This is a genomic window from Geobacillus sp. CX412 (genome assembly GCF_027942335.1).
GTDB lineage: Bacteria > Bacillota > Bacilli > Bacillales > Anoxybacillaceae > Parageobacillus_B > Parageobacillus_B toebii.
The window spans coordinates 2,066,567-2,087,652 of record NZ_CP103461.1; the positions used below are offsets into that span (position 1 = coordinate 2,066,567).

15 protein-coding genes are annotated in these 21,086 nt (G+C 35.8%); all 15 read right to left on the reverse strand.

Going from position 1 to position 21,086, the window contains the following annotated elements; translation table 11 throughout:
* Nucleotides 1-17: 17 nt before the first annotated feature.
* A complete protein-coding gene (locus NXM86_RS10850; protein WP_089097423.1) occupies nucleotides 18-2,015 on the reverse strand; it encodes an AAA family ATPase in 1,998 nt (665 codons plus the stop codon).
* Entirely contained in the window at nucleotides 2,012-2,215 is a 204-nt protein-coding gene (locus NXM86_RS10855) for a hypothetical protein (RefSeq protein WP_171698875.1), read from the reverse strand. The genes NXM86_RS10850 and NXM86_RS10855 overlap by 4 nt, the downstream gene beginning before the upstream one ends.
* A complete protein-coding gene (locus tag NXM86_RS10860) occupies nucleotides 2,205-6,368 on the reverse strand; it encodes a DUF4145 domain-containing protein (RefSeq protein WP_089097421.1) in 4,164 nt (1,387 codons plus the stop codon). The genes NXM86_RS10855 and NXM86_RS10860 overlap by 11 nt, the downstream gene beginning before the upstream one ends.
* A 610-nt stretch (nucleotides 6,369-6,978) precedes the next feature.
* Nucleotides 6,979-7,314 carry a DUF8743 domain-containing protein gene (locus NXM86_RS10865; protein ID WP_245842337.1) on the reverse strand — a complete coding sequence of 112 codons (336 nt, stop codon included), beginning with the start codon at nucleotides 7,312-7,314 and terminating at the stop codon, nucleotides 6,979-6,981.
* Nucleotides 7,284-7,655 (reverse strand): hypothetical protein, encoded by a 372-nt coding sequence (locus tag NXM86_RS10870; RefSeq protein ID WP_044746809.1) that lies wholly within the window; start codon nucleotides 7,653-7,655, stop codon nucleotides 7,284-7,286. The genes NXM86_RS10865 and NXM86_RS10870 overlap by 31 nt, the downstream gene beginning before the upstream one ends.
* Before the next feature lie 69 nt (nucleotides 7,656-7,724).
* Nucleotides 7,725-9,173 carry a protein kinase domain-containing protein gene (locus tag NXM86_RS10875; RefSeq protein WP_089097420.1) on the reverse strand — a complete coding sequence of 483 codons (1,449 nt, stop codon included), beginning with the start codon at nucleotides 9,171-9,173 and terminating at the stop codon, nucleotides 7,725-7,727.
* Between the two features lie 5 nt (nucleotides 9,174-9,178).
* A complete protein-coding gene (locus NXM86_RS10880; RefSeq protein ID WP_089097419.1) occupies nucleotides 9,179-9,784 on the reverse strand; it encodes a hypothetical protein in 606 nt (201 codons plus the stop codon).
* Nucleotides 9,777-11,468, reverse strand: a complete 1,692-nt coding sequence (locus NXM86_RS10885; protein WP_216368293.1) for an ATP-binding protein — start codon at nucleotides 11,466-11,468, stop codon at nucleotides 9,777-9,779. Before NXM86_RS10885 ends, NXM86_RS10880 begins: the two co-directional genes overlap by 8 nt.
* Nucleotides 11,465-12,607, reverse strand: a complete 1,143-nt coding sequence (locus tag NXM86_RS10890; protein ID WP_089097498.1) for a hypothetical protein — start codon at nucleotides 12,605-12,607, stop codon at nucleotides 11,465-11,467. The genes NXM86_RS10885 and NXM86_RS10890 overlap by 4 nt, the downstream gene beginning before the upstream one ends.
* 1 nt (nucleotide 12,608) lies before the next feature.
* The gene (locus tag NXM86_RS10895; protein ID WP_089097418.1) at nucleotides 12,609-13,418 is read right to left on the reverse strand and encodes a hypothetical protein; all 810 of its coding nucleotides are present in this window, start codon (nucleotides 13,416-13,418) and stop codon (nucleotides 12,609-12,611) included.
* Nucleotides 13,418-17,467 carry a hypothetical protein gene (locus NXM86_RS10900; RefSeq protein WP_089097417.1) on the reverse strand — a complete coding sequence of 1,350 codons (4,050 nt, stop codon included), beginning with the start codon at nucleotides 17,465-17,467 and terminating at the stop codon, nucleotides 13,418-13,420. Before NXM86_RS10900 ends, NXM86_RS10895 begins: the two co-directional genes overlap by 1 nt.
* 13 nt (nucleotides 17,468-17,480) lie before the next feature.
* Entirely contained in the window at nucleotides 17,481-18,560 is a 1,080-nt protein-coding gene (locus NXM86_RS10905; protein ID WP_089097416.1) for a hypothetical protein, read from the reverse strand.
* A complete protein-coding gene (locus NXM86_RS10910; protein WP_089097415.1) occupies nucleotides 18,557-19,642 on the reverse strand; it encodes a hypothetical protein in 1,086 nt (361 codons plus the stop codon). Before NXM86_RS10910 ends, NXM86_RS10905 begins: the two co-directional genes overlap by 4 nt.
* Before the next feature lie 32 nt (nucleotides 19,643-19,674).
* Complete coding sequence (locus NXM86_RS10915) at nucleotides 19,675-20,037, reverse strand: restriction endonuclease subunit S (RefSeq protein WP_498958014.1); 363 nt, start codon at nucleotides 20,035-20,037, stop codon at nucleotides 19,675-19,677.
* Nucleotides 19,964-21,064, reverse strand: a complete 1,101-nt coding sequence (locus NXM86_RS10920; RefSeq protein WP_498958015.1) for a restriction endonuclease subunit S — start codon at nucleotides 21,062-21,064, stop codon at nucleotides 19,964-19,966. The genes NXM86_RS10915 and NXM86_RS10920 overlap by 74 nt, the downstream gene beginning before the upstream one ends.
* Nucleotides 21,065-21,086 lie beyond the last annotated feature (22 nt).

Below are 21,086 nucleotides of genomic sequence, written 5' to 3' on the forward strand. Positions count from 1 at the left end.
CTACACTGTTACACTCATCATTCCAAAGAACGTTCAACTATTTGAGTAACCCCTGGTTCAACACTCTCTAAAATATAAAACTTTCCAACTTGTCCTTGCTCTAGGAAACAACGTTTTTCATTTTCACCAAATTCTTTGTCCGTTACTAATAAGATCCATTGAGAGCAAACCTTTGGAATAAAGTCTAAAAGATTCATTTGATGTTTTCCGGATAATCGTCCGAATGGTGTATCCATGAATAAAGGCATTTCTAAAGTTTCTGTTCCACCTGCAACTTGTGCTAACGCTGTTATAAAACTTAATGAAAGTACTTGACGTTGTCCTTGTGATATGTTCGCTAAGAATGGTTGACCAAAATGATTGACCACCTCTAATGAATAATCTTGTAACACTTTCACTTGCTTAATATTCATTCGGCCGCTATCATCTAGTAGATAATGTAAATTTTGTGTTGATGCAATCTCAAGGTCAGAAATGACATCTTTTTCGAATTGTTGGATTAATTCATCTATTGCTTCAATCGCTTTCGTTACTTCTTCCTGTTTTCGTATTAATTGTTGGTGAACCCCGCTTTTTACTTTCAAGTCGCGAAGCGCAAGGTTATTTTGTTCTCGCTTCGCTTGAAGAGTTTCATAGTCTTCATCTAACTGACGGATTTGAACACCTATTTCTATTTTTTGTTGAACAAGTTGTTCACGCTGTGCATTGATTTGGTCTAAATCTTCAATTTTCGTATCTTTTAATCGTTGATTGATATATTCAATTTGGCTTCTTATTTCTTCTAATTCCTGCTCTTTTTGGTTAACACTTTCCAATAAATATTGGAGATGCTTATCTTTATCTTCTAAGAAACCAATAAGTTTCATAATATTTGCTTTGAGATCAAGGTAATCAGCCTTCTCTAATTTATACTCAACCGCTCGCTGTAATCCTTTTAATGCGTCATATTCTTTAGATCCTTCTGTAAAAGTCGTCCCACAGATACAAGTAAAATCTCGTAAAATTTGTTCAATGAGTTCGAGACTTACGAAAGATTTTTCTGACTCTTCACCTAATAAAATATCAATCTGTGATTTTACAGCATACAGAGAATCTTTTGACAGCATTAGTTGCAGCGTTGAGTTAAATTCCTGCAATCTTTGAAAGGCATATCCATATTCTTGCTGAACTTTTTCATAACGATTTTCCAGTTCTTTTCTTTTTCCAATTTCATCAATTTTTTCTTGAAACATGTTTAGCTTTTCGTCAATGTTTAAAATTGACGCTTCCACCGATGAGAGCTGCTGAAACAGCTGTGATTTTTCTTTACGGTTTTTTTCTAGTTCCTCATCGAGTCGCAATTTTTCTTTTAACTTTTTTTGATACTCTCCTGTCGAATGCTTTTGTAACTCTTTCGTTATTTGTTTTTGAACATGAACCAAAACATCTTTCGTTTTTAGCAAATGATCGATTTTTAACAAATTCTTAATACCTGTTGCTATCTCATTTCGCTGTTGCAATGATGCTCTTGTGAGTCGCTCAATTCTTTCACCATCAAAGAAAAAATAGTTTTTCACACGAGCATCTAACATTTTGTTAATCATTTGGTTAATTTGTTCTTCATCATGAATCGTTTTTTCTTGTTCATAATGATAGAGTTTTACATCTTGTAGGCGTTCAATTACTTTTCCGTTATTTTCCATAATCGAATAAATAGAACGTTCAATTAAAAAATGTTCACGTTCATGATGAAAATCTAGCGAGACTTTACAAACAACTCCTTTATGTTCATTATTATAGTCTTCTTGGAGCGCTTTTATATTTGTTAATATGACCTCTGAATCACTTGAGTCTTGTTCTAATAGTAAGTCTCCATACAGCGCGAATAAAATCGCTCTATAAACGCCCGTTTTCCCTCTTCCGTTTTCTCCTAATATAATGGTAACAAGCTGATTATTCAATTGATTTCCAAATTCTAATATTTGTGTCCCATAAAATTGACGAAAGTTGTGCAATATTAGTCTATTGATAATCAACGCTCATCTTCTCCTTTTTGACTAGATCGAAGCATACGATCAATCTCTCGATCTACTTTTTTTGCAAGAGCTTCAACGGAGAGATTACGTTCTTGAACAAGTTCAAATGTCTTCAAAATTAGTGATTTTGTAAACTCATCCTTATCCTGAACAAATTCCTTTATCTTTTCTACTAAATAGTTATTATTTTTATTCAACATGATCACCTATTTCAGAAAGTATTGCTTTTAAAATTAATTCATCTCCAACACGTACGAAAGGTGCTTTGCCCTCTTCCATATCTTGAAGAGTTTCAAATAATAATTCCCCATCACTTGAATACTGATACTCTTTTAATCGTTTTCTTAATTCATTTAGTTTTACAGCACCTTCATATTTTTGTGCTATTACGTATGCGACAAAATCCGTGTTGGTTCTAATACCTTGTGCATTTGAGCTAAGAAGAATAATTGTATTCATCGAACCTAGCAAAAGAAATTCTGGATCACGTTTCAAGCAGTCGATCAATAAATCGATTGTCCATGGCAAATCAATCTCTAACTTCGGTAATGATTTTTCGTCAAAACACTCTTTCACAAGCATAAATGGTCGATCTTGAATAGTTTCAAATTTCTTTAAGACCAAATGACGAAGCTCTTTTTGTTTTTCTTCATTCCAGCCTAAAACATTCTTGTGAATATATTCTCCATACTGTCCTCGTGTATAGTAAAAAATATTATCTGAATGAGACAAGATGTTATCTAGAATATTACTTCGTCCACCAATCTCTTCCGTTATCCACTGTAAAACTTCCTCACGAGAAACTTCACGACCTTGTTCGAGAATATAATCCTCTATAATGGAGTCCATCGAAATCGAATCGAATTCCGCATCCAATCTTAGAATATGTGGGAAACGCGGGAAACGGAATAAATCATTATATCGTTCTCTCAACAAATCATATAATAACCTGTAAGAATCAATTCCCAACCCTTTACAATACGATTCTAATTCATGGAACACACCATGAACTTGAATAAAAGGAGAATGTTTAAGCTTTGATTTTACCTTTTCTATAATAGGCTGTAAGTCCTCGTGTGAAAGGGATTGATAAAACTCTGAAAGTGTATATACACCCCAGTCGGCTTTCAATATCTCGGGGTCATTCGATAAATTCCACTCTAATGTAAAACGTTTCCATCCTCGTTGGATGATAAATTCTTCCTTCAATTGCTCAAAAGATACCTTTTGCCCCGTTTTACGGATGAAATCTTTAATCATATCCGAATTGTTTTTAAAATCCTCTCCCTCTCTTGTTACACGAGGGAATTTCGGAAAACTGATCGATTCTTTTGTGAATTTCCGTAACAAGAAGTATAATGCATACTCATTTGGTACATGGTTTTCTTTTAATTCTTCCTCAAATGACTGATAGATTTTTCCGATGGAAATTATATCACGTGTTTCAAGTAATTGTGTAATGTGCTTAGCAATTTTATTTAATAAATCTTGATTTACTTGAACAAATGAGTGGTGAATATACACACCTCTTCCCCACAGGTAAGCAATATCAGTAAATTCTTCCCTTCCAAGGACAGAAGTAAACTCTCGTTCATTATCAAAAGTTCCAGGTACTATAGCATTTCCTTGTTTGCAAAGTTCGTCAGCGTTTTTATAGACTTCGACTCCTAGTGGATACTGTTTTAAAACCATTTCCACAATATCCGCCTTCGTGTAGCTGTTTAAGATGTAGTGACCGTTAGGTGTTTCGATCACGTTTTCAAAAATGACAAACTCAACAAAAAATTTAGGCATCTGCTGTTTTGTTATAAATTCTGTTAAGTCATCTTTCGTTATTAATTTCCCTTTATATTTCTTTACTAACTCTTGTTTTATTTGCTGCTCAAGTTCTGCCACTTCATGTCTTTGTAAGTTTGTAAAAATACGACCCTCATAGATAAGTTTAATATCGTATTGCTCAACTAATTCTACTGCTAAAAAGTGCGTAAATTGTTGCTGATCGATAATCGTATTGTAGATGACCTTATGCTCTTTTACTAGTTCATTTAAAAGCTCTATCCATTCCTTTCCTATTGGAAATATTCTAGTGAGGAATGTTTTAAGAATTTGTCTAATTCGTTCCCTCGTCACATCGTATCGATTCCCCAACTCTTCGAGAGTTAAATACTTACCGTTCAATAGTTCTTGATGTTTGAGTTGGAAGAGTTCAATTGCGCGTTCATTTAGTTTATATTCCTTTCTCATTTCTGGATTTTGTAAAACTTTCTCTAAACGACCTTGAAACTCAGAAAAGAAATAAGTAATTTGTTCTTCTTTCGTCATCTTTTGAATGACACTTTGCCTTTTTTCTTCCTCTATCAAATGGTCAAATAATAATTTTAATTGGTGAAAAAATTTTTCAACTTTTGAACGGCCGACACCTTGAATCGACAGTAATTCTTCTAATCGTGCTGGTATTTGTTCATACGTTTGAATTTTCTGTTCCTCCAAGCTATTTAACAATGAATCAATGGAAACAAACCAATCTTTATCAATTGGTTTTGAACGAACAAAAGCCGGAATATCCAAAATTTCCCCATCAAATAATATTTGTTCACCTTGTTTGACATGTTCACGTTGTGTCACAGCAATCGGGCTAATATTAAGACGGTTCACTAAATGATTCCAAAACTTCTTAACAGCTCCTGGACCAACATGTTTAAGATTTAGATGGAGTTCATCCAGCCTATTTGGTAAATCCTTCAATTGCTTGACATTATTGTTTAGTAATCCTCTTACAAGGGTATTACAACCTGGAAAATCTCCCGGTTTTATAGGATCCATTAATCGTTCGATAGGAATAATAATAGATTCATTTTTAAGAGAAATCCTTTTTGGTTCAATTGTCCCTTTGACAGAACTTACCGTTGATACTTGTTTGTTCTCTAACTTTTTTTCAGCATATTTTTTTAAAATTGACAATACTTCCTCAAATAAATTGTCAAATATCCATTTCAGCATAGAAACAGGTACTCCATGTAATTGTTGAACATTCTGTATTCCGAACCTATAAAGAATATTTCGGATGTGTGGCGGGAAAATTTCTTTTAATTCGACTGTATTGGTTAAATCCTTTACTTCAACGAACCCTAAATCTTCGTTAACCTCAATGTTTGCTAATTTTTGTAAATTACCAGAAAATTTTACTCCAACAAATGAAAATTGAATTAACAACCTATAAAAATTTTCTTGATGTTGTTGATAATACTGTCTTAAATGATCATCCGTTATTTCACAAAAATATTTAATACCAAATACATCAGCAAAATGAGAAAGTTGAGTATTCGAATATAAGTTCAATTCAACATGTAATAAATGGTTTGGGATATAAAGTTGACTTTCATTTACCTTATGATAAACAGGCTTTTCTTTTGTGATGGAAAGAAACACCTTATTATCGATTATTACTGTATTATCTTGTTCTTTTGAAATTACATTTTCGACATTTGGAATCGTATCTTTTTTCTCATTCGATAGATCCTCTCTCTCCCCTTCGTATTTACCCAACAAATACCAAGCTGGTCTTCTTTTCGTGGATCGGCTTCCATTTTGGGTAAAGCGAAAATATATCTTTTGTTCTTTTAAAGGAAACAAAACTTCATTTAATTCCCAACCACCAACAACCCAAATTGTTCCACCTGAAGCACGTTTATCAATTACCTCTAATCCCTTGCTGCGTAAGTATTCAATCAGACGGAAAGAAGAATGATTAGCCTTATCATTTTTGTATAATGAATCATTTGATTCTATCTTATTTATTTCTTGTTCCTTTAAACGCTTCAATTCATCTTGAAGTGATTTAAATTTCTCTTCAAAAGTATATCCTAATGTTTTTTGAATCGTTTGATTAATCAAATTACCCAATTCTGTTTTGTCAATAGAATGTGACTGTTTTAATTTTGGAATTCGATATGATGGAGGTGTAAATGTAACATCACCGTAAAGTTCCATATACCAAACAGCAATATCATATATATACCTATGTGCTCTTAATGAATCTTCTACAGATCCATATTGAGGTTCATGCGCTGCCTTATTCCCTTCTTTACGGATCCATTCAAATTTCTCATGAATTTCCTCAGTTATAATCCCTTCACGTAATAATTTATGCAAGCGCTCAACATGTTTTAACTCATACACTTCGTTTAATTTTTCATTTTGATACACTACTTTTATAATTTGTTCACAAAACAGACGTGCCTTTATTAAGACAGAATGAGGATCAGCAAAAAGACTTTGTTCAATTTCTTCACCTAAATCAGCTAAGACTTTTAAATCCTTTTCTAAAAAATAAAAAAGGTGTTGTTCCTGCATACAAATCCCCTTCTATTTCATTCTGCTAAAAATGAAGAATAATGTTATATCTGACAATAAATATATCAAAATTTATATTTCTTTCAGTCGAATTATGTCGAAAATATTTGTTTAGCCAAAATTTCTAACCATTTATCTTGTCTTACTTTTCATCGTACGAAAACGAAGATTGCAACGAATGTTTAATACATATTCCTATAAAAGTTCCCCCTGTTGAAAGAAAATAGCATTCAAGAATAGTAAAAATAGGACTTGAAAAAGTAATGAAAGAGAATAGTTCTTAGAAAGGTAGCTTTTTCAAATGCGGCAAAGGATCCATGAAAAAGGACCAGGTTTCTTCCAATAACCTAGCCCCCTCCAACATCTTCAAATTTTCCTTAAATACCATCGACAGCTGTTTATGTAGATCCTCAAGTTTCAGAGTTTTGCTTTACATTACCTTTCGTAATATTCAAGATATTTTGATCATGGTCAAGATGAAGGAAGATATCTTTGATTCGATACGCTTTTATTTTCGATGCTTTGTTCTAGTATCTGTCACCTAAATCAAAACGGATTCGATCAGAGAGTCTTCGCAGCGTTCTCCACAAGGTGACTTCTTCTTTCGATTTCATAAATAGTTCCGGCAATCTTTCGCTTCTTTTAAGGCGTTTAAGGTTGTCATAGTATAGACGGAGATACCATAGCCAACGGATTTTACAATTTCTTTTAAAAACCTCCAGCTTTCTACTTCAAATTTGACATATTCTTCTGCGCTGTTTTTTGGTAATTCAGTGATTTCATATCTTTTGACAAATTTGATATCGGTGATTTTTCCGTAGCATGTCACGCTGTTTGTTGGTACAGCTCCTTTCTTCGGATAAAGGGCAATGTATATTGCTTCTTGCCAACCTTTGTTAAGACGTTTTACAGGGATTATAGTAAAACGATGTTGAAGATGCGCCAATAGTTTTCTTTTCTCGGGACCATACCGACAAGAACTTTTTCCTCAAGAGAAGATCGACACTCTTCCATAGTTCCTCTTGGTAGGATTCCTTCTTTTTTGTAATTCTTCGGGATTTTTTCAATCAGTCGTTCGATCAATTGTTCTACTAAGCTTCTGGCATTGGGTAAAAGCGGCAATCCATCGATATTAACTTCATTGATACTTTTATAAAACTTGTGTTCTTGATAGCTGTCTTCATCTTGCCAAGGAAATAAAACGTAGGCACCAAATGTGGTTCGTATTGCGAACAGTGACAGGTACTGTTCGCAAACAACATCATAAAAATTAAGTAAAATCCACAAAATTATCCCGTATCACACTATAGTGCTACGGGATTAATTGGCTTACTTTATTCTCTAATTATCATTGAATTACAAATAATACTCATAAAGAGCCAACTTCTGCTTTACGTACTCATCATCTGGCCTTAGTTTTAAAGCATATTTGAAATAGGCTCTTGCCCGTTCGTAATCCTTTTTTTGGTCGTACGCTTGACCAAGTTTTTTCACAACAGCCCAAATTCCTGGAGTCTCTCGATTAATTTGTTCTAGAATTTGAATACTTTTTTCTTCCTGTCCGCACACCCCATAACATAGTGCTAATTTATAACGATAATCTAAATTTCCTGGTTCTTTTTGATACAATTCTTCATATAAGCGTAGCGCTTCCTCGTACTTTTTCATTGCTAAGAAAATTCTTGCTTTTAGATTTTTTACAGCTGTAGCAAAACTTGCTTTGCGTATATCCTCAATTGTAATTTCTTCAATATTTTCAATTTGCCGCAATGCCTCAAATAATCGGTCTGTTTTGTAATATACGTATGCCAGTTGCAATAAGATTTCTGGCATTGTATTTCCATTTGTAATTTCTGTCGTCAAAATTTTTTCCGCTAATGTAAATTTTTTGAGTTTACAATTCAACATTGCTAATTCTAACGGATCTTGTTTGTTTGCTAATGTTGCACGAGGAATAAACTTTTCAACTTGTTGCTGTTTGAAATGTTCCTCTACCGCTTTTTTAAATTCGGCGCGGAAATCGGTAACCGACTGATATCGTATTTCCGGATTTCTCTCTAACGCCTTCATGATTACCTTTTCCATCGAAGGTGTAATACTATCGTTCAATTCTCTTGGTTTTGGAAAAGGAACGTTATGAATCACGTTAAAATATGTGTCATGTGGGGTTCTTCCTGTTAACAATTGATATAGCAAAACCCCTAAAGAATAAATGTCAGAATTTAAATATCGCGTTTGCGAATGGAGAACTTCAGGAGCAATATAAGCAAATGTTCCTGCACCATCAATTGTTTTTACGAAAACATCTTCAATCAATCGACTCGTTCCAAAGTCCGTTAATTTTACAGTAGTTTCATTTATTAAAATATTGTCAGGTTTGATATCTCCATGCGCTATGCGTAGGGAGTGCATAAATTCAACACCATTTAGTACTTGATCAAAAATATCAAACATTTTTTGAAATGTCCGTGGATGACTGATTCCCTCTTCACTTAACTCTTGTGAGAGGGGCTTCCCATCAAACAGTTCCATTTCAATGATAAAATAACCGTCTACTCTTCCCATCCAATAAATATTGATAATATTTTCATGGAAAACGCCAATAAAACGTTTTCCTTCCTCTAATGCTGCGTCACCACGTTCTTGACTTTTTGGGATTTTTAACGCGACGATTTCTTCGTCTTCACAGCGAATGGCTTTCCATACATATCCGTATGACCCTTCTCCTATCATTTCTTGCAAAATATATTTATCCCCGATATTCATATCCTTTTTTGGTTGAATGGAATAACGCTTACGCACCATAATTGTTACCTCACTTGAATCCATTCATTTATGGTGAGATTTTCCTTCGTTCCGCTTGCTACTGCTTGAAAAACGAGATAATCGGTAACAAACGAATTAATCCCTGGAATAAAGCGACCGTTAGGTAACGTAAACCCTTCATCAAAAATACTAATGTATTTATCGATATTTTTCGGAATAGTCCCGCTGTAAGACCAGTAGACAAAAAGAATCAATGGTAAATCGCCACCAAGTTGATGATATGCTAATAATAAATTTTCAATCTTCTCTCTTAGTTTATCATGCTTGCCCTTTGAATTTTCAAATCGTTCAAACTCTGAAACAAGAATGGGCTTTACGTCTTGTTGACGATACCATACAGAATCCGGCCGAACTTCTCGAGTAATGCTATGACCATATTGTTGGTTAATTGGATAAACAGGGCATTCAGATAAAGCTGTTATTCCTTGAATATGTCTGCCGATTTCCGTAATATAATTCAGTCCTGCAGAATGAACAGTTTCGGAATAATCTCGAATACCATGAACGGAAAGCATCGGAAAAAGTGAATTACGAATTTTTCCAGTCTTAAATTCTTCAATAATTATTGCCTTTAATTGCTCTTTATCCACCGAATACGCCCCATTCTTTGACAACTTCCGGAGATTGACCACCATGAACTAACGCTTTTGTTCCAACTTTCACTAATAGTGGAGCTGGAATCGAACGCCCCGTAATTAACGCTTCTCCTGTAGATAAAGACGGGAGTTCATCAATATCGGCTTTCGTTAACATATCGGACGTTTTCGTAATGAAACGTTGATCATCTGGATTTTTTAGACGCATAGTAATAATCGTGTTGCATTGCGATGTGACATCTGCATCCAATTTCGAAGGACGTTGTGAAACGATGGCAAAACCTACCCCGAATTTACGGCCTTCTGCGGCAATTTTTTTAATAATTTTTTTCGAAATCGTTGGTGTACCTGCTGGAGCGTAGTTATGACCTTCTTCATATACAAGGAAACAAGGACGAATCGGGCGTTGTTTATCTGCCGCTGCACGCATAATTTCACTGGATACAAGAGCCGTGACAATTTGCTTTGCATCGTCTGACAATCCTTGCAAATCAATAATGATTAATCGTCCATATTTTTCGTTCATTTCTCCAATTAATTTATAAATATCCGTTGGCTCACCGATCGCTTTCGTATAAAAGCTTCGCGCTTCGTTAATGACGCGATTCAATTTCATCGAAGCCACCGCTGCACTTCTGCCGCTTAAAGCTCTTGCTTCTGCTTCCGTTATTTCATCCCAATTCCGTAACTCTTCTAAATCGCCTGAAAGCAACTCACGCAAATCTTTAATATCACGGGGCGGATGTGGGTATTTGTATTTCCAATAACGAATCGCTACATCGAGTACTCGTTGTTGAGGTTCTGTTAAACCAGGCAAGATTTCTTCAAAATCATCCATTTCAAAACGGTCAAATTGCAACGCGAGATGTTTATTCTTACCAGCATATTTATAATCAAACTCTTCCATTTGTGGCGTATACACATGAATGCCGCCTCCTGCCGCTTGTAAAGCACGGAAACGTTCTTGAATAAATAAAATGCTTTCCCGCTCTTTTTCATCTTCAATATGATCAAGGTTGGTATTGAAATGAATATCCCCTTTTTCAAATGCCTTTCCATACTCACCATGCGTATCAAACACAACAACGGTTCCATTCATTTGCGCCACTAGTCGTTCGATGATACGACCGACCGTATAAGACTTTCCTGAACCCGTCATCGCCAAAACCGCTAAATGCTCTGTCACTAATTTATTGACGTCCAAGTAAACAGGAACAATATTTTCTCCACGTTCATAGCCGATTAAGTTGCCAATCGCAATGCTTTTATTTTCATCAAATTGATAAAACTTAGAAAGAAATTCATAATCAACACCATATACTTTACTTCCCGGATCTAACGGGCGACGTGGAATGCGAATTTGTCCTGTGGCTGGTTCCTTGTAACCGACAAGGTCAATGGAAGCAAATAGTGTCTCCCCAGTCATTTGTGTTCCGGGTAATAATTCGATCGAATTCAATCCTTCTCCAAGATCGCTGTTATATAAAATATTGCTGCGAGAAATAGAGGTAATCCTCCCAAGAACATATGTCGGTTCTTCATCTGGACGTTCTTGATGCAAAATTTTCACAAATTCACCACGACGTGCGGAAAAGCTATCTTGAAGCACCATTTTTAAATCATTCGGGTTTCCGGTATTCCCAATTAGTTTACCGATATATTTTTCTTGACTCATCATTCATCCTCCCCGAAAAAGTCTACTTCTTCGGTCCAAACATTTTCTACTTCTTCCTTTTTAATCATTTCGCGTGCCTGTGTTTTAAAATAATGAAGAATGGCACCACTTCGAATTGGTTTTAGAGCGTACTCGGCATACCAAAGCGGCAGTGGAAGTGCTTTTGGCTGATCCACTGTAAAAAGGGAAACAATATAGGATGCTAATTCATTAATGGCCTTTGAATCCCAATCTTTGTTACTCCCTATCATTTCTGCAAGTAAAGGCATTGTTCTCATCCCGGCTCGTAAATGAAAGTTGATTAGTCCAAGCTCTCTTACTTTTACCGGCTCTAGCCGATTGTCCGAAGTTAAAATATCATATTGATAAGCTGCCGTTCTCGTTCGACGCGTTAAAATACCGTGGAGTAATTTTTTTACACCTACTTTTTTAATCTTATAAAAAGACTCCTCAATATCTTGTAATTTAGAAAAATGAATCGTGTCAATGATATATTTTTCTCGTTCTACAGCTGTTAGCCCGTAAAAGATGGAACCAAACCGTTTCGTACTAAGAGAGACTAATTGAATTCCATGAGGATTAAACGGGTACATTTTATCTTGATACATAGACCAAAATCGTTCTATTCGTTCTTTACATTGCTCATAATCTTTCAATAACTGTTCATGTGATTCTAACGGTGCATCGGAACGTTCTAACAATAATGGTGTATCAACGATTACCATTTGCGGCGGAATAGATTCTTGCACCATTTCTTCTAACAAATCATACATTTGCGTAATATGAATGAATTTTAGTTTTTTAGTAACATCGATATCATCGGCTTCGTCAATGTCAACGAGGCTGTCTTGAAATGTTTCGTACACAGAGCCTTCCTCTATATATAAATCTTGACGAACGGCACCAGCACTATATAAAATACCACCAAATGCGGGTATTGTTTTGCTTGCTGTTGCAATCCCCGATACCCGAATCGTCAGTGGCGATTTTTTTTCAATGGGACGAATGACACCGCTGTTACGAAGCTTCGGAGCAATGTGATCAATAAAACGCATTTTCGCGCTTAATTTCGTAACAGTACTTGGTAACCCTAACTGGATTTTCGCTACTAGACTATTGGCAATCACGGTGTCCTGTTTCATTTTACCATTCTCCATCATCGTTCCTCCGCTTTATGATTTCTCTCACAAATGCCCGATAACCATTTTCCTTAATATACTGTTGCCCTTTCTCAGTGATGGTTCCGTCTGAATGGATATAATGTAAATTTGCGAGCTCAGCAAAAGCACTTTTCACCTCATTTTCACGTACTTCCAAATAGAAAAACTTTTGAATTAACGGAACGAGCTGTTGTTGTTCTATAACGTCGGCTGCTGAGAGAAGAAGTAAATAGTGATGAACGGGCTTAAAAATCACTTGTTTTTCTTCCCTAATTTCATTTTTTGTATCTCTTTCATTACTGTGCAATAACGATTGAAATAGACGTTGGCATATTTCGCGTTGCTCAAGCAACCGGTAATCAAGAAGCGGCAATGTTGTGATAGTAATGCATCCGCTACTTGTATCGTAGTAAAAGTCAACGGCAACGGTTTGTTTAGTCGGTAATTGAATTTTGGGAGTTAAATTAGTCGCTATTTCTTCGCGCACCGGAATTCCTTCATATGTGCATTCATTCATTTCTTTAATGGAAATCGAGTCATTCATCTGCAATAATGAAGAAATATCTAAATTAAAATACGGGGGGAAAACCATTAACTGGTTCCCCCAGAATTTTGCCCATTGAATTAGGTTTAAACGATCGCTTTCTGACATTTTTAAAAGAATGATAGCGGGAATAACGCAAACCCCTGACCGTAACTCTCCAACAGCTTTCTCTTCGATATCAAACCATTCGCGCAACATTTTATACTCTGTCCGTCTTGAGAATGGTTTTAAAATCTGTAGGCTCGACATTAGAGAACCTCCACTTTTGTCCGAATTAACCCAATTTGCTCAAGCTCTTCCTTTTCTTTTTGATAATTGGCCCAGTCTAACTCTCCTTTGCGGGCAACAACTTCTTTATAAAACTCAAATTGCACAAATTGAGCATGATCAGCAAAAAATTGATGTGCATATGTTTCTAATTCTTTCATTTCCGCTTCTACTTTTTCTATTGTTTCTTCGTATGTTGCTTCTTGAATTGGTGCACTTAAGTCCGGTTGGTATGGCGGTTTATGTTGCAGGCGGAAAAGACGGTTCACAGCATCAATTAATAAGTCATCATAGAGCTGATTCCGCTTTTTCCTAGTTATATTATCAACATTTGTGATTTGAGCTCTTAAATCCGTCATATCGTTTTTGTGTTCTTTCAACAGCTTTTCCGTTTCATCTATCAGTGTCATTGGATTTCCTTTTTTTGCAATACAAATATCATCAACCGCTTCTTCGAAACCAGATTCTAAAAATACGGTTAACTTGTCAAATAGTGTGGAAAGCTCAGCAATCCCTACCTCACTTTTCACATCAGCATTACTATTTTCATAATAAGCAATCCATTTCTCAACTTTCGGCTTCGATTCTACAAAAAGGTCTACCATTTGTACAAATTTATCTTTCAAATCGTAATAACGCCCAATGATACCGCTTCTTTCTTTCCACTCAACCTTTGTTTGATCGACTTTCTTTAAGCCTATTTGAGAAATAATGATATTTAAACGGTCAATCGCTTCCTTATAATTCCCTAACGATAAATGATGCGCAAGTGTTTCTTTATTGGATACCATTGTTCGCAATTGTGAAGATTTGACATGATTCATCGCATTTTCAATTTCGTTTTTATATAATTCAAGCACATACGTAAACGGTGAAATTGGTATATAGTAACCTTTATACTCGTTTGTGTTTTTCATTTCCTCTACTTTCTCGTGAATTTTTGCGAGAATATCCTTTTGAATCGTTGATACATACTCATGGAACTGTTGCACAAGCTTAAGCTTTTGCCAAATTGGCATATCATTCCGGTCAAATGTGATATTCGCGAAGTTACGCTCGTTTGGTTGGAGCGTATTCCATTTTTCCTCATCAAAGATGAAATTACATTCGTCATGAAATTGTTGCAAATAACTTAATTGCTCTTTCCAAATAGCGAGATGATTGTTTGTATGAACATGCAATAGTTTTAAGTCGATCTTACGTAATGCTTCATCAATTTTCTCTAAGTCTCCATGGCGTTTGTATCGTTTCAATAGTTCGATGCGAGCTTGATCAAACGTTTCTTTGAATTCGTCCACTAGTTGATCATATTCTTTCTCATACCATTGTTTAATTTTATCTCGTTTTGCTTCTAACATATGGGACGTGACATTTTCAACGTGATTGTTATTGATCCGTACAATTTTTAGCGCTTGCAAGAATGTCATCCATTGTTCAACGATTTTTGGTGGTTTAATCACATCAACAGAACTAAAGAAAAACGCTTCTTCAATCTCTTTATATGTTACACGACGATTTCCAATAAACGACATTAAAGAAGCAAATGTAGCTGGAATTTGCACTTCATATTGATCATTTTCGTTATTTTGAATAAACAAGCCTGTATCGCGATAACCTTCCTTATCTAATTTAGCCGGAACTTTCGTTGCTTTTAAAGCATGTTGAAAGCGAGTAAAATCTTCGCTGTCTGTAAATTTTACGTCTTGTTTTGCCCCTAGTTCAGCAATTGTTGCATCGTGAATAATCATTTTCGCATATCCTTCTGCTAATAATGGAATAGAGTCTTCCTCTGATTTCGTAAAAACGATTGGGCGTAACACATATCCTTCTTTATCGACCTGTTCAAACCAGGTTCGTGCTACCCTTGCAATTTCATCTGTAATCGCACGAATTTTTGCGCGGAATGGCTGCGTTAATTGATGAGCTGACTTGCGGATATCCATCATCTCACGTTCAACCGATAACGCTTCTAATACTTTCTTCTGCGAATTCGTCACTTGGAAAAAGAGCAAGCAACGGCCAAGACGCTCATACTTTCGTTTTATATCATCGATTTCTGTTTCCGCATCAGCGGTCGGTGCTAAAATGATAATCGGGTGATTTCCGCTATCTAGTAATTTGCTATCAACAAGATCGTGCAAGGAAGCTAGTTTGCTAGCCCAAATAATGTCGACGATTTTTTTTGGATGAACCCCTAAATATAAATGGTTTGTCACCTTTATACGGAGCCCGCATTTATTTCCTTTTATCTGAATCGTTTGCACTTCTGGATAGTCTTGCTCAATCGCTCTTGTAAAACCAAGAAGAAGACGTTGAATTTCTCCGTCTTTATCATATTGTTTCGCCAACTCATTTAAATGTTGTTGAAGTTGTTGATCTTTTTCTTCATTTAATAAATAGTTCGCAATACCTGTTTTGACAGCATAGCGACGATTTAACCGCTCAAGGAACGCAAAGTTTGGGCCAATATATGTTTCGAGTAGTTCTGTTTTCATTCGTTGCTCGAGATACGTATATAAAAGCTCCGCTGCTTCAACGACTTCGTCTTTCGGATAAAGCATGCGTACTTGCGCTAAAAACGTTTCCCGTTCCTTTCCGACAATAAAAGTCCCTTTAGGAGCATTAATCGAGAATGTTTCGAGACTCCGTAACAGTACATCTAAACTAAATGATTCACCTGTCGTTTCATTTACGAATAAATGATCTGATTCGGCTTTATATTTGTTTTTCACAAGATAAAAACCTAAATCATTTTTCGTAAGCGGCAAAGCGACAAACTCTTTAAATAATGGTATGCCTTCAATATGTTTCGCTGATAATAAAATTTGTTGTTCTTCCGCACTATAATAATCTTTCGGATACGGCAGTTGCCGTAATAACGCTTTTTTTACAAACGGAATATGCGCTGGCTTTGTATTAATGTAATCTAGTTGCGAATGATCGATTAAACTTTCTTTAAAACGCGGCACTGAATAAGCCAAATCTTGTAAAATCTCACCAGTTTCCTTATCTGGATGCTTCTCAAGATATTGATCACAATGGGCCATAATCACATTTAACCAGCCGAAGTTTCCGGCGGCAATCGTGTAAGCTGCTTCAACAAGACCTGCAGGATATTTACGTAATTTTCCACTTTGTTGTAACGATGCGACATAATCGCTAATATCTGCATAGGAGTTTTGATTGATTTCTAATTTATCTAAACGACGGGCCAACGCCTCGAGTGCTTTAATTTGATCGCCAATTGCCGGTGAACAAAGCAACAAGAAAGAGACATTTGGATGGCGAGTGCGGCTATCTTCATGTTTAATCGCTGATGTGATCACTTTAATCGCATCACCGTCTAATTTCTTTTTCCGCTCTTCGCTTTGCTCTTGAATCCCATCCATAAATAATTCGTACTCGGATTCTACTTCATCGACAATAACCATTAAATGCTCAATGCCAAACTGCTTTAAGTAAGCTAAACCGTTTTGGACAAGTTGATCAAGCTGATCAATATGTTGTAGTAAATCATTTGTTTCATGCCGCCCTAACTCAATCGCCTCAGCCAATTTCTCTGGTGAAAAACCAAGCGGGAGAAAATGATCTTGAATATGTTTCACAATCGAACCTTGAATCGTGCGGGCAGGTTGTTGTTCCGCTAATTTTGCTAGCGCTACATACGCCCCATAACCGACCCAGTTTTCCCCATAAAGAAGATCCTCATGCATTTGTTCATAGCGAATATAAATAGGTAAAATGCCGTCAGCGAAATCTGGCTTTAATAACCGGACTTTTTGCAGTTGACCTGATTGGTCACGAATCGTCCATCCTTTATCAATTCCAAGCGCTTCGCTCACTAATTCATAAGCAATACGCGATTTACCAATCCCCCATTTGGCAATCAATGTAAAAACTCGTGCCATTGGCGCTGACTTTAAATCTTGTAAATACTCTTTAAACGCCTCATAAAATTCACACTGACCGACCATTGGCTGCTGAACCGGAAATGTGGAAACCCCATCTTTTAACCAGACAGATTTGCTCATCTTTTCAACCCCTTTATCGCTGGAATTCAAGTTTTAATAATTGGTATTCTCGTTTACCTAAATAACCTCTTCCATGTCTTGGCTGGCCTGATTCATAATCAGCAATATAAAACAAACCTTCACGAATACCTTTTGTCATATAATAATCGACAAAGCGCGCAAGCCCTTGTTCCCACGTTGGATAAAAACGCTCCATCAGCTTACGAAGCAACGGTTCAATTGCAACAAAACCGCGATCATCCTTCTCTTCGTTCACTTTTTTCTTTAACCATTCGATTTCTGATATACTCTGAACGTTCGTCAATGAAAATAAAGAATGTGAACCGATATGTTCCAACACCTTTTCTTTATTTAAAATGATGATTCCTACATCTGCTTCAATAAACCAGTCTAAATAGGCAAATAATTGCATCGGCGCACGCATAAACGAAGAAATATTTGTTTTTGCCGGCTCTTTGCCGCTTGAGCCAACAAACATCCAATCTTCATCCAATTTAATTTCTTCTTCAGCAAGAATATTACGCCAATCGTTCCCTAACGCTTCATTTTTAAAAGCATGAAGAAGAAAATTCATATCATTAAGCTCTGGATTCCTTGAAAACGGATGATACGCAACATCAGCAAATCGCAATGTCCACTTGCTTAGCTGTTCGATCGATTGACCGTTTGTTTCAAAAAAACCATCATTCAACAATAAATGCATGATGACTCTTGTTCTTGGCGAATATCGTAATAGTTGTTTTGCAAGCAACAATTCCCATCCTTGTTGTTGTTCGTACGCAGCTACGAGTTCATTCGCTTCCTCTGTACGAATCAAATATCCATCATCTGTTCGTGTTAGAAAATGGACACCTTTAATTTCAAAATTACGTGAATTTTTCACGTACTCATAACCATGTAGTCCAAATAATTCTTTGGAACGGTCTAGTTTTTTATCTTTTTCTTCCACATCTTTTCCTAAGTATAATTTTGCGATTTCCTTGATTGAACGCGCTTCGGTTTTCTCCGGAATGCGCGATAACAACTCACACCATCTTTCAAAATTTCCTGGCTCAATCCAAAATCGTTCAATCGATAGTTTTATTTGTTTCATCCTCTGTCCCTCAATTCATCAATCCACTGTTCGATCCGTTGGCGGAGCTGTTTGCTGCCTGCCATCAGCGGAATAAACAAACTTGTATTGTATAACTCATCTTCAATATGGCTCGGAATGCGATATTCTTCATCGACAATCGTTAAAAAACCGCGATCATGTAAATAGTGGAATATCGTTTCTAAACGAGCGATCTCGTTTGGAAATAGTTGATAGTTGTTCACTTTACAAAACTCCAAAACGAAATCGTTGATCGTTCCGTATCGATATTCTTGATTTTTTGACGACATTAAAATAACGTCAACTTCGTCGTTCACCGCATGAAACCGAATGGTTGTCATCCCTTGCGCCTCCGTCTGTTCGCGGACAACGCAACAAAGGAAAATAAATAGGTTCCAAGGATGTGCGAAAATATGTTTGAATAACGGATTCTTTAATGAAATATTTGGCTCATGCGGCGCTAATACCGCAAGAGGCTGATCCTTTAACGGCGATAACTGCAAGTTAGCAGCTATTTTTCTCCCTTTTGCCCATTGTTCATCAATTTTTTTACCGAGCGGTTCATCTTGTTCAACCGCTTCTTGTTGATACTGTTGAATATGGGCTAAATAATAAATAATGCGCTGATAATACGGCGCTCCGTTAAAAATAAAATGATTGCGTTCACGAAAAAGAGGCTCGACTTCCTTTACATGATGTTCTAAAGCTTCCGTTTCGTACCGCTCACCATGTTTCAATTCATCTAATATTTTTACGATTTCCCCTGCAAACTTTGGCATTTTATGAACGAAATCAACAATTCCGTCAGTATCTTCTGCCTCACGCATTTTTAATACCGTTAACAAGGATGTTTTCAACAAGTATTGTTGATACAACTCATCAAAGCAAAACAATGTATGAAGGAAATCAGTTTGATTCGGAAACCGCTTCACAAACGCAATCCAATTGTTCGTGATCACTGCTTTTTTCTCATGCACATATAAAAGACCTTTTCTAACAAACGGCTCAAGCTCAGCGACATAAGCCGTTTCACCGTAGTGATACAGCTTCTCTAAATGACTATGTAACCTTTTCAACTCCAACGCATTCACCTCCTAGAAAAGAAGGAGTGCCCTTACACTCCTTCGGAAATTTTCGACTCATCGAACTTGCCTTCGATCAGGTCTTCGACGTCCTGTTTGGCTTCGATGATAAGATGTTTTGATTCGTAAATATGTTTAATATAATTTAAAATTCTATCAGCAATCTCTTTTTGCTTGCTCATCTCAATAATAGGTATTTTTAAACTTTCGATAGCTGGTTTTGTAGTATTTGGTCTTACTGAAGCATAAGAAATTGTTTGTTCAATTTGTAGTTGCATAATTTTACTCTCATATAACAATGCTAAATAGCCAGGAAGAACTTTATTTGTATCTTTTAATGAAATTTTTAAGCAGAATGACGGGAATAAAATAACCATCAAATTCCTTTGAAACATAAGCAACTTTTCCAGTTGTGTCCCCTAATTGAACCATCAAAATATCATTTTCCCTAACAAAATGCCTATCTTTAATTTTCTCATTTACGGGAATATGCTTTATGTCACTTGAATCAATTAATAAATTTCCAGGCATATTTGTTATTCGAATAATAGGAATTCCCGAATCAACTTCTGTATAATCTTCTTGAGGCATATATCCATACTCAACATCTGCTATTTTTTTGGTTATTACATACTCAAATTGGGAAATAAATTTATCCAATATTGTATACTTAGCTTTATAATAATAAGCATCTATTCTTTCGGTAAGTGCTGTTTCTTCTACCCAGTTATATTTTTTGTTTTGCTCCATTAAAAGATGTTCTAGTTCTTTTATACGTAATTCATTAAATAGAATTTCTTCAGCCTCTTCCTTCAACCGCTTTGCTTCTTCCCGTAACTCTTCCGCTTTTCGGATTTTATTACCGATATATGTTTGGATTTTCCGTGCAGGTAACGGAACCAGGAATTCACTAAAATCAGCTAAATTAACCCTAGGAGATGTAAAACTTTTTCCTAATCTCCTATAAAGTTTATTTCCAGTAGGACTGTTAATATATGCACACACATAATATGGGTCTACTTCTTTTTTTAATTGTACTTTAGCAATTGCGTGATTTATATTACACCCCACATAATCCTTAGATACTACAGCAGCATTACCAAAATATTGACCAATTCTAGTTATTAATAAATCGCCTTGCTCCAACCAACTTTTTCTATATTTGTTATGAAACTCGGGTTCAATAAATTTTTTATCCGACAAATCGAAACCAGCATTTTTTATATTTTGTGATCTTAAAAATAAGACACCATTATCTACAAAAGTATATCCATCATGAGGACCATCAGTAATTTTATTTGAGATATCCAATAAAGTTTTAAGAGGTAGTTCGGAATTAAATAATCTTCGTAAATTTTCTATATCCTCTTTTTTATAAAAACTACTATCAATTCTATCTAAATTAAAGTAGGGTGGACCCATCCGGATTTTGCAGTATAGCTAT